17 protein-coding genes are annotated in these 16731 nt (G+C 64.3%); 7 read left to right on the plus strand and 10 right to left on the minus strand.

Annotated elements, in window-relative coordinates:
- Positions 1–29 precede the first annotated feature (29 nt).
- The 3 genes from AC1DVS_RS19765 to AC1DVS_RS19775 are packed head-to-tail and all read right to left on the minus strand — an operon-like array spanning position 30 to position 2526.
- A complete protein-coding gene (locus AC1DVS_RS19765; RefSeq protein ID WP_478025722.1) occupies positions 30–362 on the minus strand; it encodes a 2Fe-2S iron-sulfur cluster-binding protein in 333 nt (110 codons plus the stop codon).
- A complete protein-coding gene (locus tag AC1DVS_RS19770; RefSeq protein ID WP_478025724.1) occupies positions 359–1453 on the minus strand; it encodes a cysteine desulfurase family protein in 1095 nt (364 codons plus the stop codon). Before AC1DVS_RS19770 ends, AC1DVS_RS19765 begins: the two co-directional genes overlap by 4 nt.
- Entirely contained in the window at positions 1450–2526 is a 1077-nt protein-coding gene (locus tag AC1DVS_RS19775) for a cysteine desulfurase family protein (RefSeq protein WP_478025726.1), read from the minus strand. Before AC1DVS_RS19775 ends, AC1DVS_RS19770 begins: the two co-directional genes overlap by 4 nt.
- A 94-nt stretch (positions 2527–2620) precedes the next feature.
- On the opposite strand from AC1DVS_RS19775, the gene AC1DVS_RS19780 reads away from it, so the two are divergent.
- Entirely contained in the window at positions 2621–3277 is a 657-nt protein-coding gene (locus tag AC1DVS_RS19780) for an alpha/beta hydrolase (protein WP_478025631.1), read from the plus strand.
- Positions 3274–4182 (plus strand): ADP-ribosylglycohydrolase family protein, encoded by a 909-nt coding sequence (locus AC1DVS_RS19785; protein WP_478025632.1) that lies wholly within the window; start codon positions 3274–3276, stop codon positions 4180–4182. The genes AC1DVS_RS19780 and AC1DVS_RS19785 overlap by 4 nt, the downstream gene beginning before the upstream one ends.
- On the opposite strand, the gene AC1DVS_RS19790 is transcribed toward AC1DVS_RS19785, so the two are convergent.
- Positions 4179–4358 (minus strand): hypothetical protein, encoded by a 180-nt coding sequence (locus AC1DVS_RS19790; protein WP_478025633.1) that lies wholly within the window; start codon positions 4356–4358, stop codon positions 4179–4181. The two genes, AC1DVS_RS19785 and AC1DVS_RS19790, sit on opposite strands and share 4 nt — an antisense overlap.
- Positions 4355–5293, minus strand: a complete 939-nt coding sequence (locus AC1DVS_RS19795; protein WP_478025634.1) for a threonine ammonia-lyase — start codon at positions 5291–5293, stop codon at positions 4355–4357. Before AC1DVS_RS19795 ends, AC1DVS_RS19790 begins: the two co-directional genes overlap by 4 nt.
- A gap of 167 nt (positions 5294–5460) precedes the next feature.
- On the opposite strand from AC1DVS_RS19795, the gene AC1DVS_RS19800 reads away from it, so the two are divergent.
- The 5 genes from AC1DVS_RS19800 to AC1DVS_RS19820 all read left to right on the plus strand — a co-directional run bounded on the left by AC1DVS_RS19800 (position 5461) and on the right by AC1DVS_RS19820 (position 9992).
- A complete protein-coding gene (locus AC1DVS_RS19800; RefSeq protein ID WP_478025635.1) occupies positions 5461–6681 on the plus strand; it encodes a type III PLP-dependent enzyme in 1221 nt (406 codons plus the stop codon).
- Positions 6682–6816: 135 nt separating this feature from the next.
- Positions 6817–7866: a 1,9-bis(guanidino)-5-aza-nonane synthase gene (locus AC1DVS_RS19805; RefSeq protein ID WP_478025636.1), complete on the plus strand. Its 1050-nt coding sequence runs from the start codon at positions 6817–6819 to the stop codon at positions 7864–7866.
- A 77-nt stretch (positions 7867–7943) separates the two neighbouring features.
- Positions 7944–8522: an NMCC_0638 family (lipo)protein gene (locus AC1DVS_RS19810; RefSeq protein WP_478025637.1), complete on the plus strand. Its 579-nt coding sequence runs from the start codon at positions 7944–7946 to the stop codon at positions 8520–8522.
- Positions 8523–8588: 66 nt separating this feature from the next.
- Positions 8589–9023 (plus strand): MAPEG family protein, encoded by a 435-nt coding sequence (locus tag AC1DVS_RS19815; protein ID WP_478025638.1) that lies wholly within the window; start codon positions 8589–8591, stop codon positions 9021–9023.
- 366 nt (positions 9024–9389) lie between these two features.
- A complete protein-coding gene (locus tag AC1DVS_RS19820) occupies positions 9390–9992 on the plus strand; it encodes a DUF6940 family protein (protein WP_478025639.1) in 603 nt (200 codons plus the stop codon).
- A gap of 59 nt (positions 9993–10051) precedes the next feature.
- Here the strand turns inward: AC1DVS_RS19820 and AC1DVS_RS19825 are convergent, their stop codons facing one another.
- From AC1DVS_RS19825 to AC1DVS_RS19845, 5 genes are all read right to left on the minus strand, one after another.
- Complete coding sequence (locus AC1DVS_RS19825) at positions 10052–11944, minus strand: XrtA/PEP-CTERM system amidotransferase (RefSeq protein WP_478025640.1); 1893 nt, start codon at positions 11942–11944, stop codon at positions 10052–10054.
- Between the two features lie 114 nt (positions 11945–12058).
- Complete coding sequence (gene xrtA, locus AC1DVS_RS19830) at positions 12059–13597, minus strand: exosortase A (RefSeq protein WP_478025641.1); 1539 nt, start codon at positions 13595–13597, stop codon at positions 12059–12061.
- A complete protein-coding gene (locus tag AC1DVS_RS19835) occupies positions 13594–14805 on the minus strand; it encodes a TIGR03087 family PEP-CTERM/XrtA system glycosyltransferase (protein WP_478025642.1) in 1212 nt (403 codons plus the stop codon). The genes xrtA and AC1DVS_RS19835 overlap by 4 nt, the downstream gene beginning before the upstream one ends.
- A complete protein-coding gene (locus tag AC1DVS_RS19840; protein WP_478025644.1) occupies positions 14805–15878 on the minus strand; it encodes a FemAB family XrtA/PEP-CTERM system-associated protein in 1074 nt (357 codons plus the stop codon). The genes AC1DVS_RS19835 and AC1DVS_RS19840 overlap by 1 nt, the downstream gene beginning before the upstream one ends.
- Positions 15875–16729, minus strand: coding sequence for an XrtA system polysaccharide deacetylase (locus AC1DVS_RS19845; protein WP_478025646.1), 855 nt, complete (start codon positions 16727–16729; stop codon positions 15875–15877). Before AC1DVS_RS19845 ends, AC1DVS_RS19840 begins: the two co-directional genes overlap by 4 nt.
- Between the last annotated feature and the right edge of the window lie 2 nt (positions 16730–16731).

Consider the following 16731-nt stretch of genomic DNA (forward strand, 5'->3'; position numbering starts at 1 on the left):
CGTGCCGCGACGGCACGGGAGCGAAATGATCAACGGCCCTGCATGTTCCGCGCTTCCCCCGGAATCCGGACCGTCAGCGTATCGAATGCAGCGTCGAGCCAGATCTGGCAGGCAAGCCGACTGGTGCGGGTCGCGCCGGCGGCGAGATCGAGCATATCCTCCTCATCCTCGCTCGCCTTTGGCAACCGGTCGAAATCACCGGCATCGACGATGACATGGCAGGTGGAACAGGCCATCTGCCCCTCGCATGTGCCCTCGAGCGGCTGCCCATTGGCCTGGGCGATCTCGAGCAGGCGATCACCGGCTTTTGCCTCGACCTCACTGATGGTGCCGTCGGCGCCGATGAACCGCACCAGCATCAGGCGGCGATCCGTTGCGCTGTCGCGGCGGCCATGATCCCGTCGATGGCGCTCATGATCTCATCCTCGCTCGTATACCGCCCGAAACCGAGCCGAATGCTGCTGCGCGCCTCCGCATCGCTGAGGCCAAGCGCGCGCAGTACATGGCTCGGCCGGCCCGATCCGCTCGCACAGGCTGAGCCGGCGGAAAAGGCAATATCGCGAAGCCCGGACATCAGCCGATTCACATCGAGCCCGTCATGGCGGACATTGAGATTGCCATGGTAACGATGCTCGACAGATCCGTTGATGATCCAATCCTCCCCAAGCCGTTCGATGGCCAATCCCCAGAGTTGCTCGATATGCCGGGTGTCATCCTCATGATAGTCCGAGGAAAGGCGCGCCGCGGCGCCGAATCCAGCGCAAAGAGCCGGTGACAGCGTGCCGGACCGCCCCGCCGCTTCCTGTCCGCCGCCATGGAGAAGAGGCGCAATCGACACGCCGTCGCGGATCCACAGGGCACCGATCCCCTTTGGTCCATGGATCTTGTGCGCGGAGATAGCGATCAGGTCGCAGCTATCCGGAATTGCGACGCGGCCATAGCCCTGCACCGCATCGCACAGGAACAGAGCGCCCGCCGCGCGTGCCAGTGCCGCAAGCTCGGCGATCGGCTGGATCACGCCGATCTCGTTGTTGACCAGCATCGCCGCCACAAGCGCCGTGCCGGGCGCAATGGCGGCTTTGGCAGCGGCAAGATCGACGAGGCCGTCGGGACCGACCGGCAACTCCGTTATGGCCCTGCCCGTCCGGGCCATCGCCTCGACCGTGTCGAGCGTCGCAGCATGCTCGGTCGCGAGCGTCACGATCGCGCCGGGCCCTACACCCTTGATCGCCCAGTTGATCGCCTCGGTCGCACCACTGGTGAAGCTGACTCTGCCGCCCGGTGGGAGCAATGCCGCCACGGCATCGCGCGCGACCTCGACGGCAGCTTTTGCTGCTCTGCCCGGCGCATGCGCCGAATGCGGATTGGCGTGCTGGTTTTCGAGCCAGGGCAGCATCGCGGCAAGCGCTTCGGGCGCGAGCGGTGTGGTCGCCTGATAATCGAGATAAATCATGCCGCGAACGCCCGTGCCGAGCGCGAGATCGTGCGCCATTCGGCCACGAAACGCTCGATATCGGCCGCAGTCGTCGCCCGGCCGAAGCTTACCCGCACCACTTCGCGGGAAGCCTCGACGCTCCAGCCCATCGCGCCGAGGACATGGCTCGGCTTCATGCTGCCGGACGAGCAGGCGCTGCCCGCCGAGACTGCGATGCCGGCCATGTCGAAACGGATCAATTGCGTCGTCGCGGCCAGGCCGCGCATCCGATACGAGCCGATCGCCGGATGACGCTGCTGCCCGGCCGCCACGACATCGCCGCCCGAGCGTGTGATCGCATCATCAAGCTGCGCTCGGAGCATTGCCATGCCCGCAATATCCTCGGGCACTTCGAGCGCTGCCGCATAGCCAAGCGCGCCAGGCAGATTCTCGGTGCCGGGGCGATAGCCGCGCTCCTGCCCGCCACTCGGTATCAGCGTTCCGAGATCGCGCACCAGCAGCGCCCCGATCCCCGGCGGGCCGCCGCGCTTGTGTGCCGAGATCGCGATGAAATCGGCACAAGCCGTTATATCGGGGTCGGCACCAGCCGGCATCTGCGCCGCATCGACCAGGAGCAGCCCCCCTGCTGCCTTGACCCGCGCCGCAAGCGCAGCGACCGGCTGACGCACGCCAGTCTCGCTATTGGCCCATTGGATCGCAACCAAGGGCCGTCCTGGCATCGCCAGCGCCGCATCCAGGGCCTGCGTGTCGATCCGGCCGGACGAATCGACCGGCACCACCGGAGCGTTGGCCGCGGCACGAATCACCGAATCATGCTCGACCGCAGAGATCAGGCAGCGATCGGCCACCGACCGGGAAAGCGCGATGCTGAGCGATTCGCTGGCACCGCTGGTGAACAGCAGCTCACCCTTCCAGCCATAGGCAGCTGCGATCCCCGCGCGCGCCTCTTCAAGCGCGGCCCGTGCCGCTCGCCCCTCGGCATGCGGCGAGGACGGGTTGGCCCAGCGTGCCATCCCATCCGCCACCGCAGCGGCGGCTTCGGGGAGGATTAGGGTCGTCGCGGCGTGGTCGAGATAGAGGCGGTCGGACAGTATTGTGGTTCCAATTGCGAAAATGGGCACGTCGCCTATATAGCGCGCACATTCCTGCGCTCCACCCGAGCGCAACATTATGTCAGCAGGTCAAATGCCAGAAGTTATTTTCCCCGGTCCCGAAGGCCGTCTCGAAGGCCGTTTCGCTCCAGCCCCGCGCCCGCGCGCACCGGTGGCGATGATCCTGCACCCGCATCCCACCGCCGGCGGCACGATGAACAACCGCATCGTGCAGGAGCTCTACAAGACCTTCCAGCGCCGCGGCTTCGCGACTCTGCGCTTCAACTTCCGCGGCGTCGGCAAGAGCCAGGGCGCGTTCGACAATGGCGTCGGCGAGCTCTCCGATGCGGCGAGCGCGCTCGACTGGGTGCAGAGCTTCCATCCCGAAGCTTCGACGACCTGGATCGCCGGCGTGAGCTTCGGCGCCTGGATTGGCATGCAGTTGCTGATGCGCCGCCCGGAAATCCGCGGCTTCATCTCGATCGCGCCGCCCGCGAACATGTACGACTTCACCTTCCTCGCGCCGTGCCCCGCTTCGGGAATCATCATCCAGGGCGAGGCTGACGAAGTGGTGACGCCGCTCGCGACCCAGAAGCTGGTCGACAAGCTGCGCACCCAGAAGCACATCACCATCCACCACGACACCATCCCCAAGGCGAACCATTTCTTCGAGCATGAGATGCCCGAGCTGATGGGAAGCGTGGACAAATATCTCGACATGCGGCTCGATCCTAACTCACCGATTCGGTGACGACTGCGGGGAGCATCGAGGATCGCGCCGTTGGTGCCTTGCTCGGGCTTGCGGCAGGCGACGCGGTTGGCACGACGCTCGAATTCTCCCGCCGAGACACGAAGCCGCCGCTGACCGACATGGTTGGCGGCGGGCCATTTGGTCTGGAGCCGGGGCAATGGACTGACGACACGGCGATGGCCCTCGCGCTCGGCTACAGCCTGGCTGAAGAGGGCGTGTTCGACGCGCACGACTGCATGGCGCGCTTCTCGGATTGGTTTCTTCAGGGCGCCTATAGTTGCACTGGCACCTGCTTCGATATCGGCATGGCGACACGGGCAGCGCTCGGTCAATTCCGTTCCGACGGCAATCCCTTTGCCGGGTCAAGCGCCACGCACTCCGCCGGCAACGGATCGTTGATGCGGCTCTCTCCGGTCGCCATCTGGTGCGCCCGTCGTGGCGAGGATGTCGTTGCCGACATCGCCCGCCAGCAAAGCTGCCTCACCCATGGCGCCCAGGAATGCCTGGCCGCCTGTGAGGGTTTTGCGGTGCTTACCGCCCGCGCAATCCTGGGCGCGTCACGTGACGATGTGCTCGCCCCATTCGCCCTTGAAGCACCATCCCGCGTTGCTGAGATTTTCGCGGGCTCATGGCGCGAAAAGTCCCGCGACCAGATCAAGTCGAGCGGATATGTCGTTCACAGCCTGGAGGCAGCTTTGTGGAGCGTGGCGAATACCGCCTCCTTCGAGGAAGCCATCCTGCTCGCGGCCAATCTTGGCGACGACGCCGACACAGTGGCGGCCATCACCGGCCAACTTGCGGGCGCGCTTTACGGCGCGAGTGGTATCCCGAGCCACTGGCGCGCCCGGCTCGCCTGGCACGACGAGATGGAAAAGCTGGCCCTGGACCTGCTTGGCGAAAGCTAAAGCGTCCAGATCACCACATTGCCGATCAGCACGACGGCCATCACCAGCATCAAGACACCCTTCTTCACGTCGCGCTGCTTGGCGATGAGCACGCCGCCGCCGATCAGGCAGGCAAAGGCCGCGAGCATAGCAATCGCAGGCGCGGCGGCGGCAATTCCGGTCAGGGCGGGCGTCATGCGCCCGCCCCTGCCAGCACTGCGCCATAGGCCGCAAGATCGACATTGCCGCCCGACAGGATGACGAGCGTGCCGGCCGTCACATCGACCTTGCCCGCGAGCAAAGCGGCCAGCGCGACCGCGCCGCCCGGTTCGACCACCAATCGCAACCGCTCCGCCGCCCAGCGTTGCGCCGTGCGAATCTCGGTCTCGCTGACCGCAACGCCCTGAACGCCGCGCCGTGACAGCACGTCGAAGGTCAGCTGCGAGACGAGCGGAGTCTGGAGCGCGTCACACGCAGTCGGCGGCGGATTCGGACCGACGGGCTCGATCCAGCCTGCCTCCAATGAGCGACGCATATCGTCCCAGCCCTCAGGCTCGACGACAGTGATCATTGCATCGCGCAGCCCCAGCGTGACGCCGGCTGCCAGTCCGCCGCCACCGCAGGGCACAACGACATTCACGACCGGGCCCAGCCCCATCGCCTCCATCTGCGATTCGGCCTCGAGACCGGCGCTGCCCTGCCCCTCAATGATCCAGGGGTCGTCGAAGCTCGGCACCAAGACCGCGCCGCGCGCCTCGGCGAGCTGCGCCGCCATCGTCTCGCGACTCTGAGTCGCGCGGTCATAGGCGACGACTTCTGCACCCAGCGCCAGTGTGCCATCGCGTTTCGATTTGGGCGCGTCGGACGGCATCACGATCACCGCCGGCATGCCGAGCCGCCTGGCCGCCCAGGCCACCCCTTGCGCGTGGTTGCCCGACGAGAAGGCCACGACGCCTTTGCCCCTCAATTCCGAATCGATTGCGGTCAGCCGATGCCACGCTCCGCGCAATTTGAATGCGCCGACCGGCTGCAGCGACTCAGCCTTGAAAGCCACTGAAATCCCGCGGATTTCTGCAACGAACAGCGGCGATGGCGGCAGGATTGCTGCAATCTTCGCTGCGGCGTCCCGCACTCCGGCTCGTGTAGGCTGTCGCACAAATGTCACATCGAATCTCCGTAGGTTCAATTCCGCTTTACATCCGCGAATGTCGATCCTATTTCGCGCTTCCCGCTGCCCCATGGGACTTCCAACCGCAAGGCAGCTTTCGTCCGCCGTCAGGCACTTGGAGGTCCCTTGAGTTGCACAAGCATCATAGCGCGCTGGGGTTAGCGACCACCCTTTCGAACGCCGTTCGCGGCATCGATATCGCTAAGCACGGACCGGTTCAGCCGGTAACGCTCATTCGTCCGCACGCAGCATCGCGTGCCGCCCGCTTCTTCGTCGAGAAGTTTCCGGGTCGCTCGATGTATGCCGTGAAAGCGAATCCGTCTCCCGACCTGCTTCAGGTTCTGTGGGATAGTGGAATCACGCATTACGACGTCGCCTCGATTGCCGAGGTCCGGCTCGTGGCACGTACGCTTCCGGAAGCGACCCTGTGCTTCATGCACCCGGTCAAGGCCGAGGAAGCGATCCAGGAAGCCTATTTCACCCACGGCGTTCGCGTCTTCTCGCTCGATTCCATTGATGAGCTGGAAAAGATTGTCCGCGCGACGCGGTCCGCTCAGGACCTGACTTTGTGCGTCCGCCTGCGCGTGTCGTCGGAACATTCGAAGCTCAGCCTCGCGTCGAAGTTCGGCGCGGCGCCCGGCGAGACCAAGGCGCTGCTGTTCGCGGCACGCCAGGCTGCAGATGCGCTCGGCATCTGCTTCCATGTCGGTTCGCAGGCGATGACGCCCGAAGCCTATGCCAATGCGATGGAGCGCGTTCGTGCCGCCATCGTCGAGGCAGCCGTCACGGTCGACGTGATCGATGTCGGCGGCGGCTTCCCCTCGACCTACCCGGGCATGGAACCACCCCCGCTCGAGCGCTATTTCGAGACGATCCACCGCGCCTTCGAGAGCCTGCCGGTTAGCTATTCGTCCGAGCTCTGGTGCGAACCAGGCCGCGCGCTGTGCGCCGAGTACAGCTCGTTGATCGTACGCGTCGAGCGGCGCCGCGGTGATGAGCTGTACATCAATGACGGCGCCTATGGCGCGCTGTTCGATGCAGCGCATATCGGCTGGCGTTTCCCGGTCGAGCTGCTGCGCGAGCCGGATAGCCGGGCGAAGCTGATGGAATTCAGCTTCTACGGCCCGACCTGCGACGACATGGACCATATGGCCGGCCCGTTCCTGCTGCCCGCCGATACGCGTGCCGGCGATTATATCGAGATCGGCATGCTCGGCGCCTATGGTTGCGCAATGCGGACTGCGTTCAACGGCTTCGGATCGGACGAGACGGTTATCGTCGCGGACGAGCCGATGGCGTCGCTGTACACGGCGGACGAGCGCGAGGTCGCTTCGAACGTCGTCACGCTGTAACAGCCTGATCCTATCGCTCTTCTTCCCCCTCCCGCCTTGCGGGAGGGGCTGGGGGAGGGCCTGTAATCATTGGGGAGCGGCGACATGCCCTCCCCTAGCCCCTCCCGCAAGCGGGAGGGGAACAAGGAGACCATCATGACGGAAGCCATCAACGACACCCGCAAGGCGGAACTGCTGTCCACCACCGTCGAGCATATCGACATCACCAGCTTCGACGCGCGACCGATCGTCGATGCGATGAAGAAGATGAGCTTCACGAGCCGCGATCTCGGCCGCGCGACCGACATCTATAACCAGATGCTCGCCGACCCCGACTGCACGATCTTCCTGGTGATCGCGGGTTCCACCTCGGCCGGCGGCTGCATGGACCTTTATGCCGAGCTGCTCCGCTCGAACATGATCGACGGCGTGGTCGCGACTGGCGCTTCGATCGTCGACATGGATTTCTTCGAAGGGCTTGGCCACAAACATTATCAGGCGCTCGAAGTGCCTGATGACGACACGCTGCGCTCGCTGCTGATCGACCGGATCTACGATACCTATATCGACGAAGAGCAGCTGCAGGACTGCGACCACACGATCTACGAGATCGCCAACAGCCTCGAAGCGCGACCTTATTCGAGCCGCGCGTTCATCCGCGAGATGGGCAAATATCTCGTCGAGAACGGCAAGAAGGACAACAGCCTGGTCAAGCTGGCTTATGAGCATGACGTGCCGATCTTCTGCCCGGCATTCGTCGACTCGTCGGCCGGCTTCGGGCTGGTCAAGCACCAGGTCGACCGCGCCAAGGAGGGCAAGCCGTACATGGTGCTCGACGCGATCGCCGATTTCCGCGAACTGACCGACATCAAGATCAAGGCGGGCACAACTGGCCTGCTGATGATCGGCGGCGGCGTACCGAAGAACTTCATCCAGGACACTGTCGTCTGCGCCGAGATCCTCGGTCACGACGATGTCCAGGTGCACAAATATGCGGTGCAGATCACCGTCGCCGATGTCCGCGATGGCGCCTGCTCCTCGTCGACGCTTCAGGAGGCCGCAAGCTGGGGCAAGGTCAACACCGGCATCGAGCAGATGGTCTTCGCGGAAGCCGGCTCGGTGATGCCGCTGCTCGCCAGCGACGCCTATCATCGCGGCCTGTGGAAGAACCGCGCCAAGCGCCGCTGGGGCGCCAGCTTCGACTGAGTATTTTGTCGCCAGCGCCTATGGACGCCAGGAACCGGATGAGTCACCTTCCCCGCTGAACCGGGAGGAGAGAGCTCATGTTGACGGCGATTGCATTGGCGCTGGCGGCAGCACCCGCGGCACAGGCCGCTACGGATGACGGCATTCTTTCGAGGATGACCGCACTGTATGACGAGGTCTGTCTCAAGGACTTTCCCAAGGACGAGTCGGTCGCCGCGGCGATGACGGCAAAGGGAGCGACTCCGCTCAAACCGGACGAGGTCCAGATTTATCTGCACGACGATCCCGGTCGCGGCTGGACGATCGATGATGGCGCCGAGAAATTCGTCGTGACGATCGAGGCGCCGCCCTACCATGCCTGCTCAGTCCGGCGCCAAACACCGTCGGGATTTCCCGACCTTGCGACCTATTATGCTGTCGCCGAGCCATATGAAACAGCAGCCGGCGGCGGCTATAACAAGATGAAACCGATGGACATGAAGGTCGGCGATATCACCTCGCATGCCAGCGGCGAGCAGAAAATCGCGTCCGACGGCAGCGCTGAGGCGCTGTACGTGTTTTCAAACACCGCGAGCGACCCCAAGGACCGTGCCAAGGGTTATACGGCGGTAGAGGTTCGTTTCGTGCACCAGTTCGTGTCGCCGGGCGCGCACTGAGGTAAGTTGCAAATCCGTACCGATTGAGGCAGCCTCTCGTCCATAACAAGAGGGGAGCTGCCTGACATGACCGACCATAGCCCGATCCTCGCGCCGATCGTCGCGCTGATCGCCTGGAGCCTGGTGATGTGGCTCTGGATGTACGCCACGCGCCTGCCAGCCATGAGTGCGGCGAAGATCGACACGAAGAACCTGGTCGGGGGCAGCGGCGCTGACTTGAAGAAGGTCATACCGCCCAAGTCGCAATGGCCGGCAGACAATTACAATCATCTGATGGAGCAGCCGACGCTGTTCTACGCAATCGCGCTGGTGCTCGCGATGCTTGGTGCAGGCGGCGGAGTGAACCTCATGATCGCCTGGGCTTATGTAGTGCTCCGCATCGTGCACAGTATCGTCCAGGCGACCTTCAACCGCGTGATCGTCCGCTTTGCGATCTTCTCGCTTTCGACGCTCTGCCTCATGGCGCTGACGCTCCACGCCGCGATGCATCTTTTGAGGTAATATCCGCCGTTTTCTCCCTGTTATTGGCGATTAACAGGGAAGGAACAGGGAGGATTTTATTTTTTGCCCCGATTTTGGCCCTTTTGTTGGATTTTTTCGGCAAATTTAACACGCTTATTCAGTATCTTGGAAGGCAGTCTCCCTGTTAATTCAATAACAGGGAGGCTGTTGGAGATAACAGGGAGCGCCGCGTCCATAACAGGGAAGGAACAGGGACGGGCGGAGCACCGAAGTTTCGACCATCATGTCAAAGAGCGGGGCGGAGAATTTACGCTCCGTCCGGTTTGCACAATGCAACGATTCCGGTTGCGGTTGAATCGAATTGCCCCGCTTCAAGCTACGGCTGTGACAGAACGGAAATATGCCATGACGACTTCAGCTGGCCGGTGCATCGCGGTCGCCAACTCCCTCGATCCGACGACGATTCATCTGAGCTTCGTCGAAGACTGTGCCAATCTGACTTGGCGCGACGTACTGGATCGGTGGGCTTCCGATGACGGCTTCTGTGCCGTCTTCACCAACGCTCTGATCGAAGCGCCAATGTCGGCCTATTTCTGGGAAACGCCAGCTCTCACCCGTAACAGCGCGGATCGACCTTTTGAATGTATTCTGAAGCATGCACCGGGGCTCGCGCGGCTGCGAGCTGACGCAGCACCCTTCGCGGTGCAGCTCGCTGCGGCCCAGGGTGATGTAACTGCATTCGGCAACCTCGGCGGCGACGCTGATCTCGTCGTTCCCCGAGACCGCGGAGATAGCGCCAATTACGCACACCTCGCGAGCTTTCTACGGACCGCCTCGGCCGATCAGGTCCGTGCCTTGTGGCGCCACATCGCCCATTCCGCGCGACCGTGGCTCGCACGGGAGCAGACCTGCTGGATCAGCACCTCGGGACTCGGCGTATCATGGCTGCACGTCCGACTTGATGCACGGCCGAAATACTATTCCCACGCGCCGTATCGAAGTGCGTGAACGCTGAACCGCCGCACCTCTCCCATCGCATCACGCCAAGCTGCCTCGCGAGCGTGGACTCAACCGAACAAGCGCTCCATCGATCGCTCGAGCATAACGAGCTGCCACAGCGTCCGGCCATGCTCAGCGCGCCCGGCGCGGTGATCGGCGGCGAGGCGTTCGATCATGGCTGGTTCGAACCAGCCGGACCCGGCCAGTACACGCGACCGGGCAAGGTTCGCCGCCTCGTCGGCGAGCGGTCCTCGGAACCACGCGCTGATCGGCGTGACGAAGCCCATTTTGGGCCGGTAGAGAATGTCGCGCGGGAGATAGCGCTCCATCGCCTTCTTCATCAGCCATTTGCCCTGCCCACCCCTGAGCCGCATCGACGCCGGCAGCGTCGCAGCGAACTCGACCAGCCGGTAATCGAGCAAGGGCTCGCGTGCTTCTAGGCTGACCGCCATGCTGGTACGATCAGCCTTGGTCAGGATGTCGCCGGGCAGCCAGTGCTGGAAATCGGCATATTGCGCTCGATCCAGCGCGTCGCGCGCCGGGGCATTGCGCATGGTTCGGACATAGCGATCTTCGGCACGGTGCCCGCCGAGTGCGCGCCGCGCTTCCGCTGTGAAGAGCTGAGCGCGGAGCGCCGGGGTCGTCACGCCAACCGAGCGCGCATAGGCCTCAGCGCCATCCTCGGCGAGCGCGAGCAAGGTCGTCTTCGCGCGCATCGGGCGCGGCGCCCAATCGGCCTTGGGATAAAGGCGGCCGAGCGTTCCGAAAGCACCGGCGCGGATCGATGGCGGCAGCAATCGTCGTATCCGCTCCTCCGCTACCTGGAATTTGTAGCGGCGATAGCCGGCGAACGCCTCATCGGCGCCGTCGCCCGACAGCGCGACCGTGACATTCTCACGCGCAAGCTGGCACACGCGGTACGTCGCGAGCGCCGAGGCATCGGCAAAGGGCTCGTCAAAGGCACCGACCAGCGTGTCGATCAGCGCGAAATCGTCAGCTGCGACGACCCTCTCGCGATGCTCGGTGGCGAAGCGCTTTGCGATCTGGCTGGCATAAGCGCGCTCGTCGAGCCCTGCCTCGTCAAAGCCGATCGTGCAGGTCTTCACTGCGCGCTTCGACGCCTCGGCCATGAAAGCGACCACCGCCGAACTATCGACGCCGCCGGACAGAAACGCTCCCAAGGGCACGTCCGCCACCATCCGCGAGGTGACCGCGTCCCGCAAACGCCCGATGAGTTCTTCCCGCAGCGCCTTGGCTGACCCAGTCGCCCGCCGCGAGAAATCGATATCCCACCAGCGCGCGGGTGTCGGCACCGGCTTGCCACGCTCGATCAGAAGCGAATGGCCGGCCGGCAGCTTCTTCACGCCCTCGATCAGGCACGCGTCGTCAGGCACATAGCCGAGTGCCATATAATCCTCGACCGCGCGGATGTCGGGCGTTCGCCGCAGCAGCGGGTGCGCGAGCAGGCCCTTCAGCTCTGACGCGAACGCAACGCCGCCGTCCGACAGCTCGACATAATGAAGCGGCTTTACCCCGAGCCGGTCGCGCGCGAGAAACAGGCATTGCCGCCGCGAATCGTGGAGCGCGAAGGCGAACATGCCGTTCAACCTTTCGAGCATCGCCGAGCCCCAAGCCTGCCAGCCATGGAGCAGCACCTCGGTGTCACCTCTGGTGGCAAACACAGCACCCAGTGCCTGGAGCTCGGTGCGCAGTTCGGCGAAATTATAGATCTCGCCGTTATAGGTGACGGTCAGCGCGCCGTCAGCGCTCGCCATTGGCTGCGGGCTCCCGGCGACATCGATGATCGAGAGACGCCTGTGTCCCAGCCCCACGCCGGGGGCCGTCCAGACGCCGGAACCATCAGGCCCGCGATGCGCCTGCGCGTCCGCCATCGCGGTGATACGCGCCGGATCAACGGGTTTTGGCGTGGCGGGATAGAATATCCCGGCGATGCCGCACATGGTCCGACCTTACTCCCCCGTTCGTCCCGAGCATCAAGGACGGCTGCGTCGCGCTACCCTAGACAAGAAGGCGGGCGCTTCGACAAGCTCGCACGACCCGAAATGGAGCGCAGGTCAGCGCAGCCCGGCGCTATGATCCGCCAGTGCTTCGATCGGGCCGAGCGCCTGGACAAACCGCTCCATCGCCGCGCGCGGATCGCGACCGGGAAGGACTTCTGTCGACATATGGACAGCAACCGCGCGCTGCGGGCCGCCGAGCAGCTTCGCCTTCAGCGTTTCGAGCTTCACCATCTTGTCGTCATGCGTCACGACGTTGCCGACCCGGTACCAGGTGACGATCTGGCGCTGGACTGGCCCGGGAGCCGTCACCAGCATCGCAGCGCCACCGGCGAGATCGGGCAGGTCATCGACCCGCACCCAGACATCGTCCTCCCGAAGGGCGCCGACCCCGAAGGAGACGAGCTCCTTGCCTTCATGCTGGCTGCCATAGACGGCGATGGCGAGATCGACAGCGTCGCCCTGCCCGTTCTCATAGCGACCGATCAGATAATGGTCAGCGCCGGGGTAATAAGGCGACCAGGGCGCGCGCAGACTCATTTGGGCGCGGTGCCAGCCCGGAACTTCGGGAAGCGAAATCGATGCGGGGAGCGTTTCCGCCCGACCAGCGACGGCTGCCGACCAGGCGGGGAATATGGCCGCGACCGCCAAAGCCAGCGCCGCTGCGACGAGCAGGTCGATCCGGCGCCCGGGTACGGCCTGAAGCGTTGCCGGATCGAATACCGGGGCATCGGGCGCGCGGTCGAACCAGCGCCAGCCGATCGCGAGCACCGCCGCCATCACCAGTCCGAAGAAGATCCAGCCATAGACGATATGGTCAAGGCCGGTCGCCCGCTCGACCGAGGTGAGATAGGCCGCATAGATCGTCCCGAATGCGCGCAGGCCGTTCGCGATGATGGGCACGATCAGCGCCAACACCATGAAAACAGCGCGCCGGCGCCACGAGACGAAACAGACATTGGCGACCAGCGCCCCATAGGCGATCATCGCGATCACGAACTTCGTGCCGGAGCACGCTTCGGCGACCTCGAAATAGCCATTAGGGATGGTGATCAGCACGCCATCGACCTGCGCCGGCACGCCAAACAGATGAAGCAACGGCATCGTCATCGCGACCGTGATGGTCTGGAGCGGGGCTTGAAGTCCCTCCCCAAACGGGACCAGGAAAAAGGCGTAGCAAAGCGGGAAGAGCAGCGCGCGTGCGACGTTCGGCCCGAGGATCGTCACCACCGCGCCCTGCAGCATCATCACCAGCCCGAGATGCCGTGCCAGCGCGACGCTCGCCGCATCACCCAGCAGCCAGCCAAAGCCGCCGACCGCGACCAGAGCCAGCCCCGGCCACCACGCAGCCGGTTTCACCAGAGCGAGCCCGCCGCGGCGCTGCCACACCAGCCAGGCGATGACCGGGGCGATGAACAAACAATGCCCGAAGGTCGTGCTGGTCCACCAGATTTTCGCGAGGCCAGCGGCATCGGTTTGGAACATCAGCAGGAGAATGACGGCGACCGCGCCGAGGACTCCGGCATGGCGCCGCCACCGCACGGCGTCAGTCTTGGTCCCGGCCGCGAACTCGGCCGCCGGGACGGCGATGGTCATGCCGCTGACTTTCGCGGCGGCGCCTTCACCCGAATGCCAAGGATTTTGTCGAGCGGCGCGAGGCACGCCTCCCAGCTGTAACGGCGCTGCACCTGCGCACGGGCGGCGTTGCCCATGGCCGCGGCCCCCGACGCATCGTCGAGGACGGCGATCACCTCGTCAGCGATCTCGCCAACCGTCTCGCCGACGCGGATCGTGCCGCCATGCTCGATGCCCTGCGCGGCAGCCGCTGACGCAACCACCGGCCGCGCCATCGCCATTGCTTCGAGCACCTTGTTCTGCACGCCCCGCGCCAGCTTCAACGGCGCGACGACGACGGAAGCCGCTGCGATCCAGCCACGCACATCGGCAACCTCCCCGGCCACAATCACACCGCGCTGTTTCGCCAGCGCCTTGACCGCTTCGGTTGGGTTGCGGCCGATGATCGCAAAGCGGGCATGCGGGTGGCGTGTCTGGATATGGGGCAGGATTGTCTCGACGAACCAGACCACCGCCTCGATGTTCGGGCGATAATCCATCTGGCCAGTGAAGACGATCAGCGCACCGGTCGAGTCGATCCGCTTGAACTGCGCGGTTGGGTCGAAAAAGACCGTGTCGATGCCGTTCTCGACGACATGCACGCGTTCGGCGCCGGTCTTCGAGCGGAACAGCTCGGCCTCCGCCTCGCTGACGAAGAGACTGGCATCGGCGCGATTGGCGACTGAGCGCTCATGGTTGAGCATCATCTTAGCTTCGCGCTTCATGAACCACTGCGTGGGGCCGGTGGATGTCTTCGCATAGGCAGCGAATTTCGCTGAATCCATATCGCAGAAATCCATGATCACGCGCTGCCGCGGCCGCGCCGGCAGATATTGCGCCATCTGGCTTGAAAAGACGTAGATCGTGTCGATCGAATGCCGGGCTAGGATATTGTCGACCGCCTCGCGCAAGGGCCGGTTCTCGAACGCAGTGAGCGATACCGGTTTGCGGCTGAACAAAGCTTCGAGCGCGGCGACGGCGCGCGGTTTCGACCGCCATATGATCGAGCGATTGCCGGTCAGCTTTGCCAGGCCATCCTTGCGCTTCATATCGCGTGTATCGTCGGCAAAGGCGATGAGATGGACGCGCTTCCGCCCCGACAGGAATTTCAGCACGTTGAAGCCGCGAATCTTGTCGCCGCGATCCGGCGGGTACGGCACGCGATGTGCCAGAAACAGGATGTCGCCCATCAGCCGAGTCCCTTTGAAATCCACGGCCCGAGCCGGTTGGCGGCCCAGAGCGGTAGTTTCTTCCATGCGGCAACCTGAAGCCGATAGCGCGGGTTCAATGGATTGATTTCGCGCAGCGTCCCCCCGGCAGCCACACGTTTAACATACATCAATGGAACAGGCTGAAAACCCCAGTTCTTTTTGAAGGCGGCAGCCCCTGTGCCAACCTTGGACCGCCCGAAATCGAAGCGTGTGCAGCCCTTGCCGCGGGCATGCGCCATCAGCGCGAAATACATGCGATCATTGGCGCGCAGCGCGCGCGCGGCTTCAGTGCCGCCGCCCCAATAGGGGAAGACAGTGCCGTTCAAGTAGAGGCTCAGCACGCTCGCCACTGCGGCTCCTTGCTGCCGGATCGTCAGGATATCTGCGGAGTCACCAAATTCGCGTAAAACGGCCCGAAACAACTTCGACGGGAAGACAGGCGTCCCGAGATTACGCACCGACTCAGCATAAACGCTGTAGTGCTCGCGCGCGTCGGCATCGTGACGGCCGGTCACCACTTCGAGATCATTTTGCAGCGCCTTGCGGATTTCAGCGCGCTGCTTGCGCGGGATCGCAGTGAGCTCTTCCTCGTCCGATGCGGCAAGCGGCCGGGTGAAGCCGAGATAGCTGTTATCGTCGACGATCCATTCGGCGCCGTCGCCGCCGACACCGCGCAATTCGAGGGTCGGGCAACCAAGCCTCTCGGCCAGCGCCCAGGCCGCGTCGGCAAGCGCCTGGACCGCGGCGTCGCCTTCAGCGAGGATTCCGCCGCCAACCGCAAAGCCGTTCGAGACGAGCGCCTTGCCGAACAGGCTCGAGCGGATCTCGGTCAGCGGCACCATACCAACCAGCGACCCATCGGCACGCTCGGCGACAAGGGTATGACTCTTCTGGCCGCAGCCCTCCGCCACCGCCACGCTCCAGGCGGGCAGATGGAAGGGCGTGGCCTGTGGGTGCGCACGTACAAACGCATCGAGCCTTGCCCGCTCGCCCGATTCGCGCAGGTCGATCGTCCGGATACCGAGCAGGGCCGAAGATAGCGGCATGTTCATGCCGCTATCTGGTGATCAAGCGCAGCCCGGGTTTCAGCGACGACGGCGTCCATCCGTCCCCAGTCGTGCCGCTTGATCAGGGTACGCAGCTTGCCCGCCATTGCGCCCAGCCGGGAGTAGTGCCGCAATTTCGACCGCAGCGGTGCATTGGCGACCCGCGGCTGGCCCGGATCGATTTCCCAGGGATGGAAATAGAAGATCGCCGGCTGTCCCGCGCCCTTGGCCTGGCGGATCGAATAATGGGTGAGCGCTGCCGGGATAAGCCGGAAGAACCCCCCGCCTGTCGCGACGCGGCGCCCGGCGATCTCAGCGACCGTCACCGGCACTTCGATCAGATCGGCACCCTCGACCGGGCGGAAGGCGAAACGCGGTGCCTCGGGCCAGCCATAATGGTCATGGTGGAGCGGGGCGACGCTCGATGAATAGGTGTATCCGGCCTCGGCGAGGATCGGGTGCGCCCAGGGAGTACGCGTGTCGATCGAGAAGCTCGGCGCACGATAGCCGGTCACCGCGACACCGCCGGCATCCTCGAGCGTGGCACGCGTGCGGGCAAGATCGTCGCGGAACGTTGCCGGATCCATAGTGAAGACACGGGCGTGATCCCAGCCATGGCTGGCCACTTCATGGCCCTGGTCGACGATCCGCCTGATCAATCCGGGGAAGCGGTGCGCCACCCAGCCAAGCGTGAAGAAGGTCGCCTTGACCCCGCTCTCAGCAAACAAGGCTAGCACGGCATCGGTATTGCGTTCGACCCTGGGCGCGAAACTGTCCCAGTCGGCCCGGTCGATCACTTTCTCGAACGCGCCGACCTGGAACCAGTCCTCGACATCGACGGACAGCGCATTGCGCATGG

The sequence above is a fragment of the Sphingomonas sp. P3_C5 genome, assembly GCF_056402635.1.

What these genes read in the sequence shown, in the direction of transcription:
- AC1DVS_RS19845 (WP_478025646.1), bottom strand. Translation starts at nt 16,729, where the DNA reads ATGCGCAATGCGCTGTCCGTCGATGTCGAGGACTGGTTCCAGGTCGGC.
- AC1DVS_RS19770 (WP_478025724.1), bottom strand. Translation starts at nt 1,453, where the DNA reads ATGATTTATCTCGATTATCAGGCGACCACACCGCTCGCGCCCGAAGCG.
- AC1DVS_RS19825 (WP_478025640.1), bottom strand. Translation starts at nt 11,944, where the DNA reads ATGTGCGGCATCGCCGGGATATTCTATCCCGCCACGCCAAAACCCGTT.
- AC1DVS_RS19840 (WP_478025644.1), bottom strand. Translation starts at nt 15,878, where the DNA reads ATGAACATGCCGCTATCTTCGGCCCTGCTCGGTATCCGGACGATCGAC.
- AC1DVS_RS19810 (WP_478025637.1), top strand. Translation starts at nt 7,944, where the DNA reads ATGTTGACGGCGATTGCATTGGCGCTGGCGGCAGCACCCGCGGCACAG.
- AC1DVS_RS19820 (WP_478025639.1), top strand. Translation starts at nt 9,390, where the DNA reads ATGACGACTTCAGCTGGCCGGTGCATCGCGGTCGCCAACTCCCTCGAT.
- AC1DVS_RS19780 (WP_478025631.1), top strand. Translation starts at nt 2,621, where the DNA reads ATGCCAGAAGTTATTTTCCCCGGTCCCGAAGGCCGTCTCGAAGGCCGT.
- AC1DVS_RS19835 (WP_478025642.1), bottom strand. Translation starts at nt 14,805, where the DNA reads ATGGGCGACATCCTGTTTCTGGCACATCGCGTGCCGTACCCGCCGGAT.
- AC1DVS_RS19805 (WP_478025636.1), top strand. Translation starts at nt 6,817, where the DNA reads ATGACGGAAGCCATCAACGACACCCGCAAGGCGGAACTGCTGTCCACC.
- AC1DVS_RS19790 (WP_478025633.1), bottom strand. Translation starts at nt 4,358, where the DNA reads ATGACGCCCGCCCTGACCGGAATTGCCGCCGCCGCGCCTGCGATTGCT.
- AC1DVS_RS19815 (WP_478025638.1), top strand. Translation starts at nt 8,589, where the DNA reads ATGACCGACCATAGCCCGATCCTCGCGCCGATCGTCGCGCTGATCGCC.
- xrtA (WP_478025641.1), bottom strand. Translation starts at nt 13,597, where the DNA reads ATGACCATCGCCGTCCCGGCGGCCGAGTTCGCGGCCGGGACCAAGACT.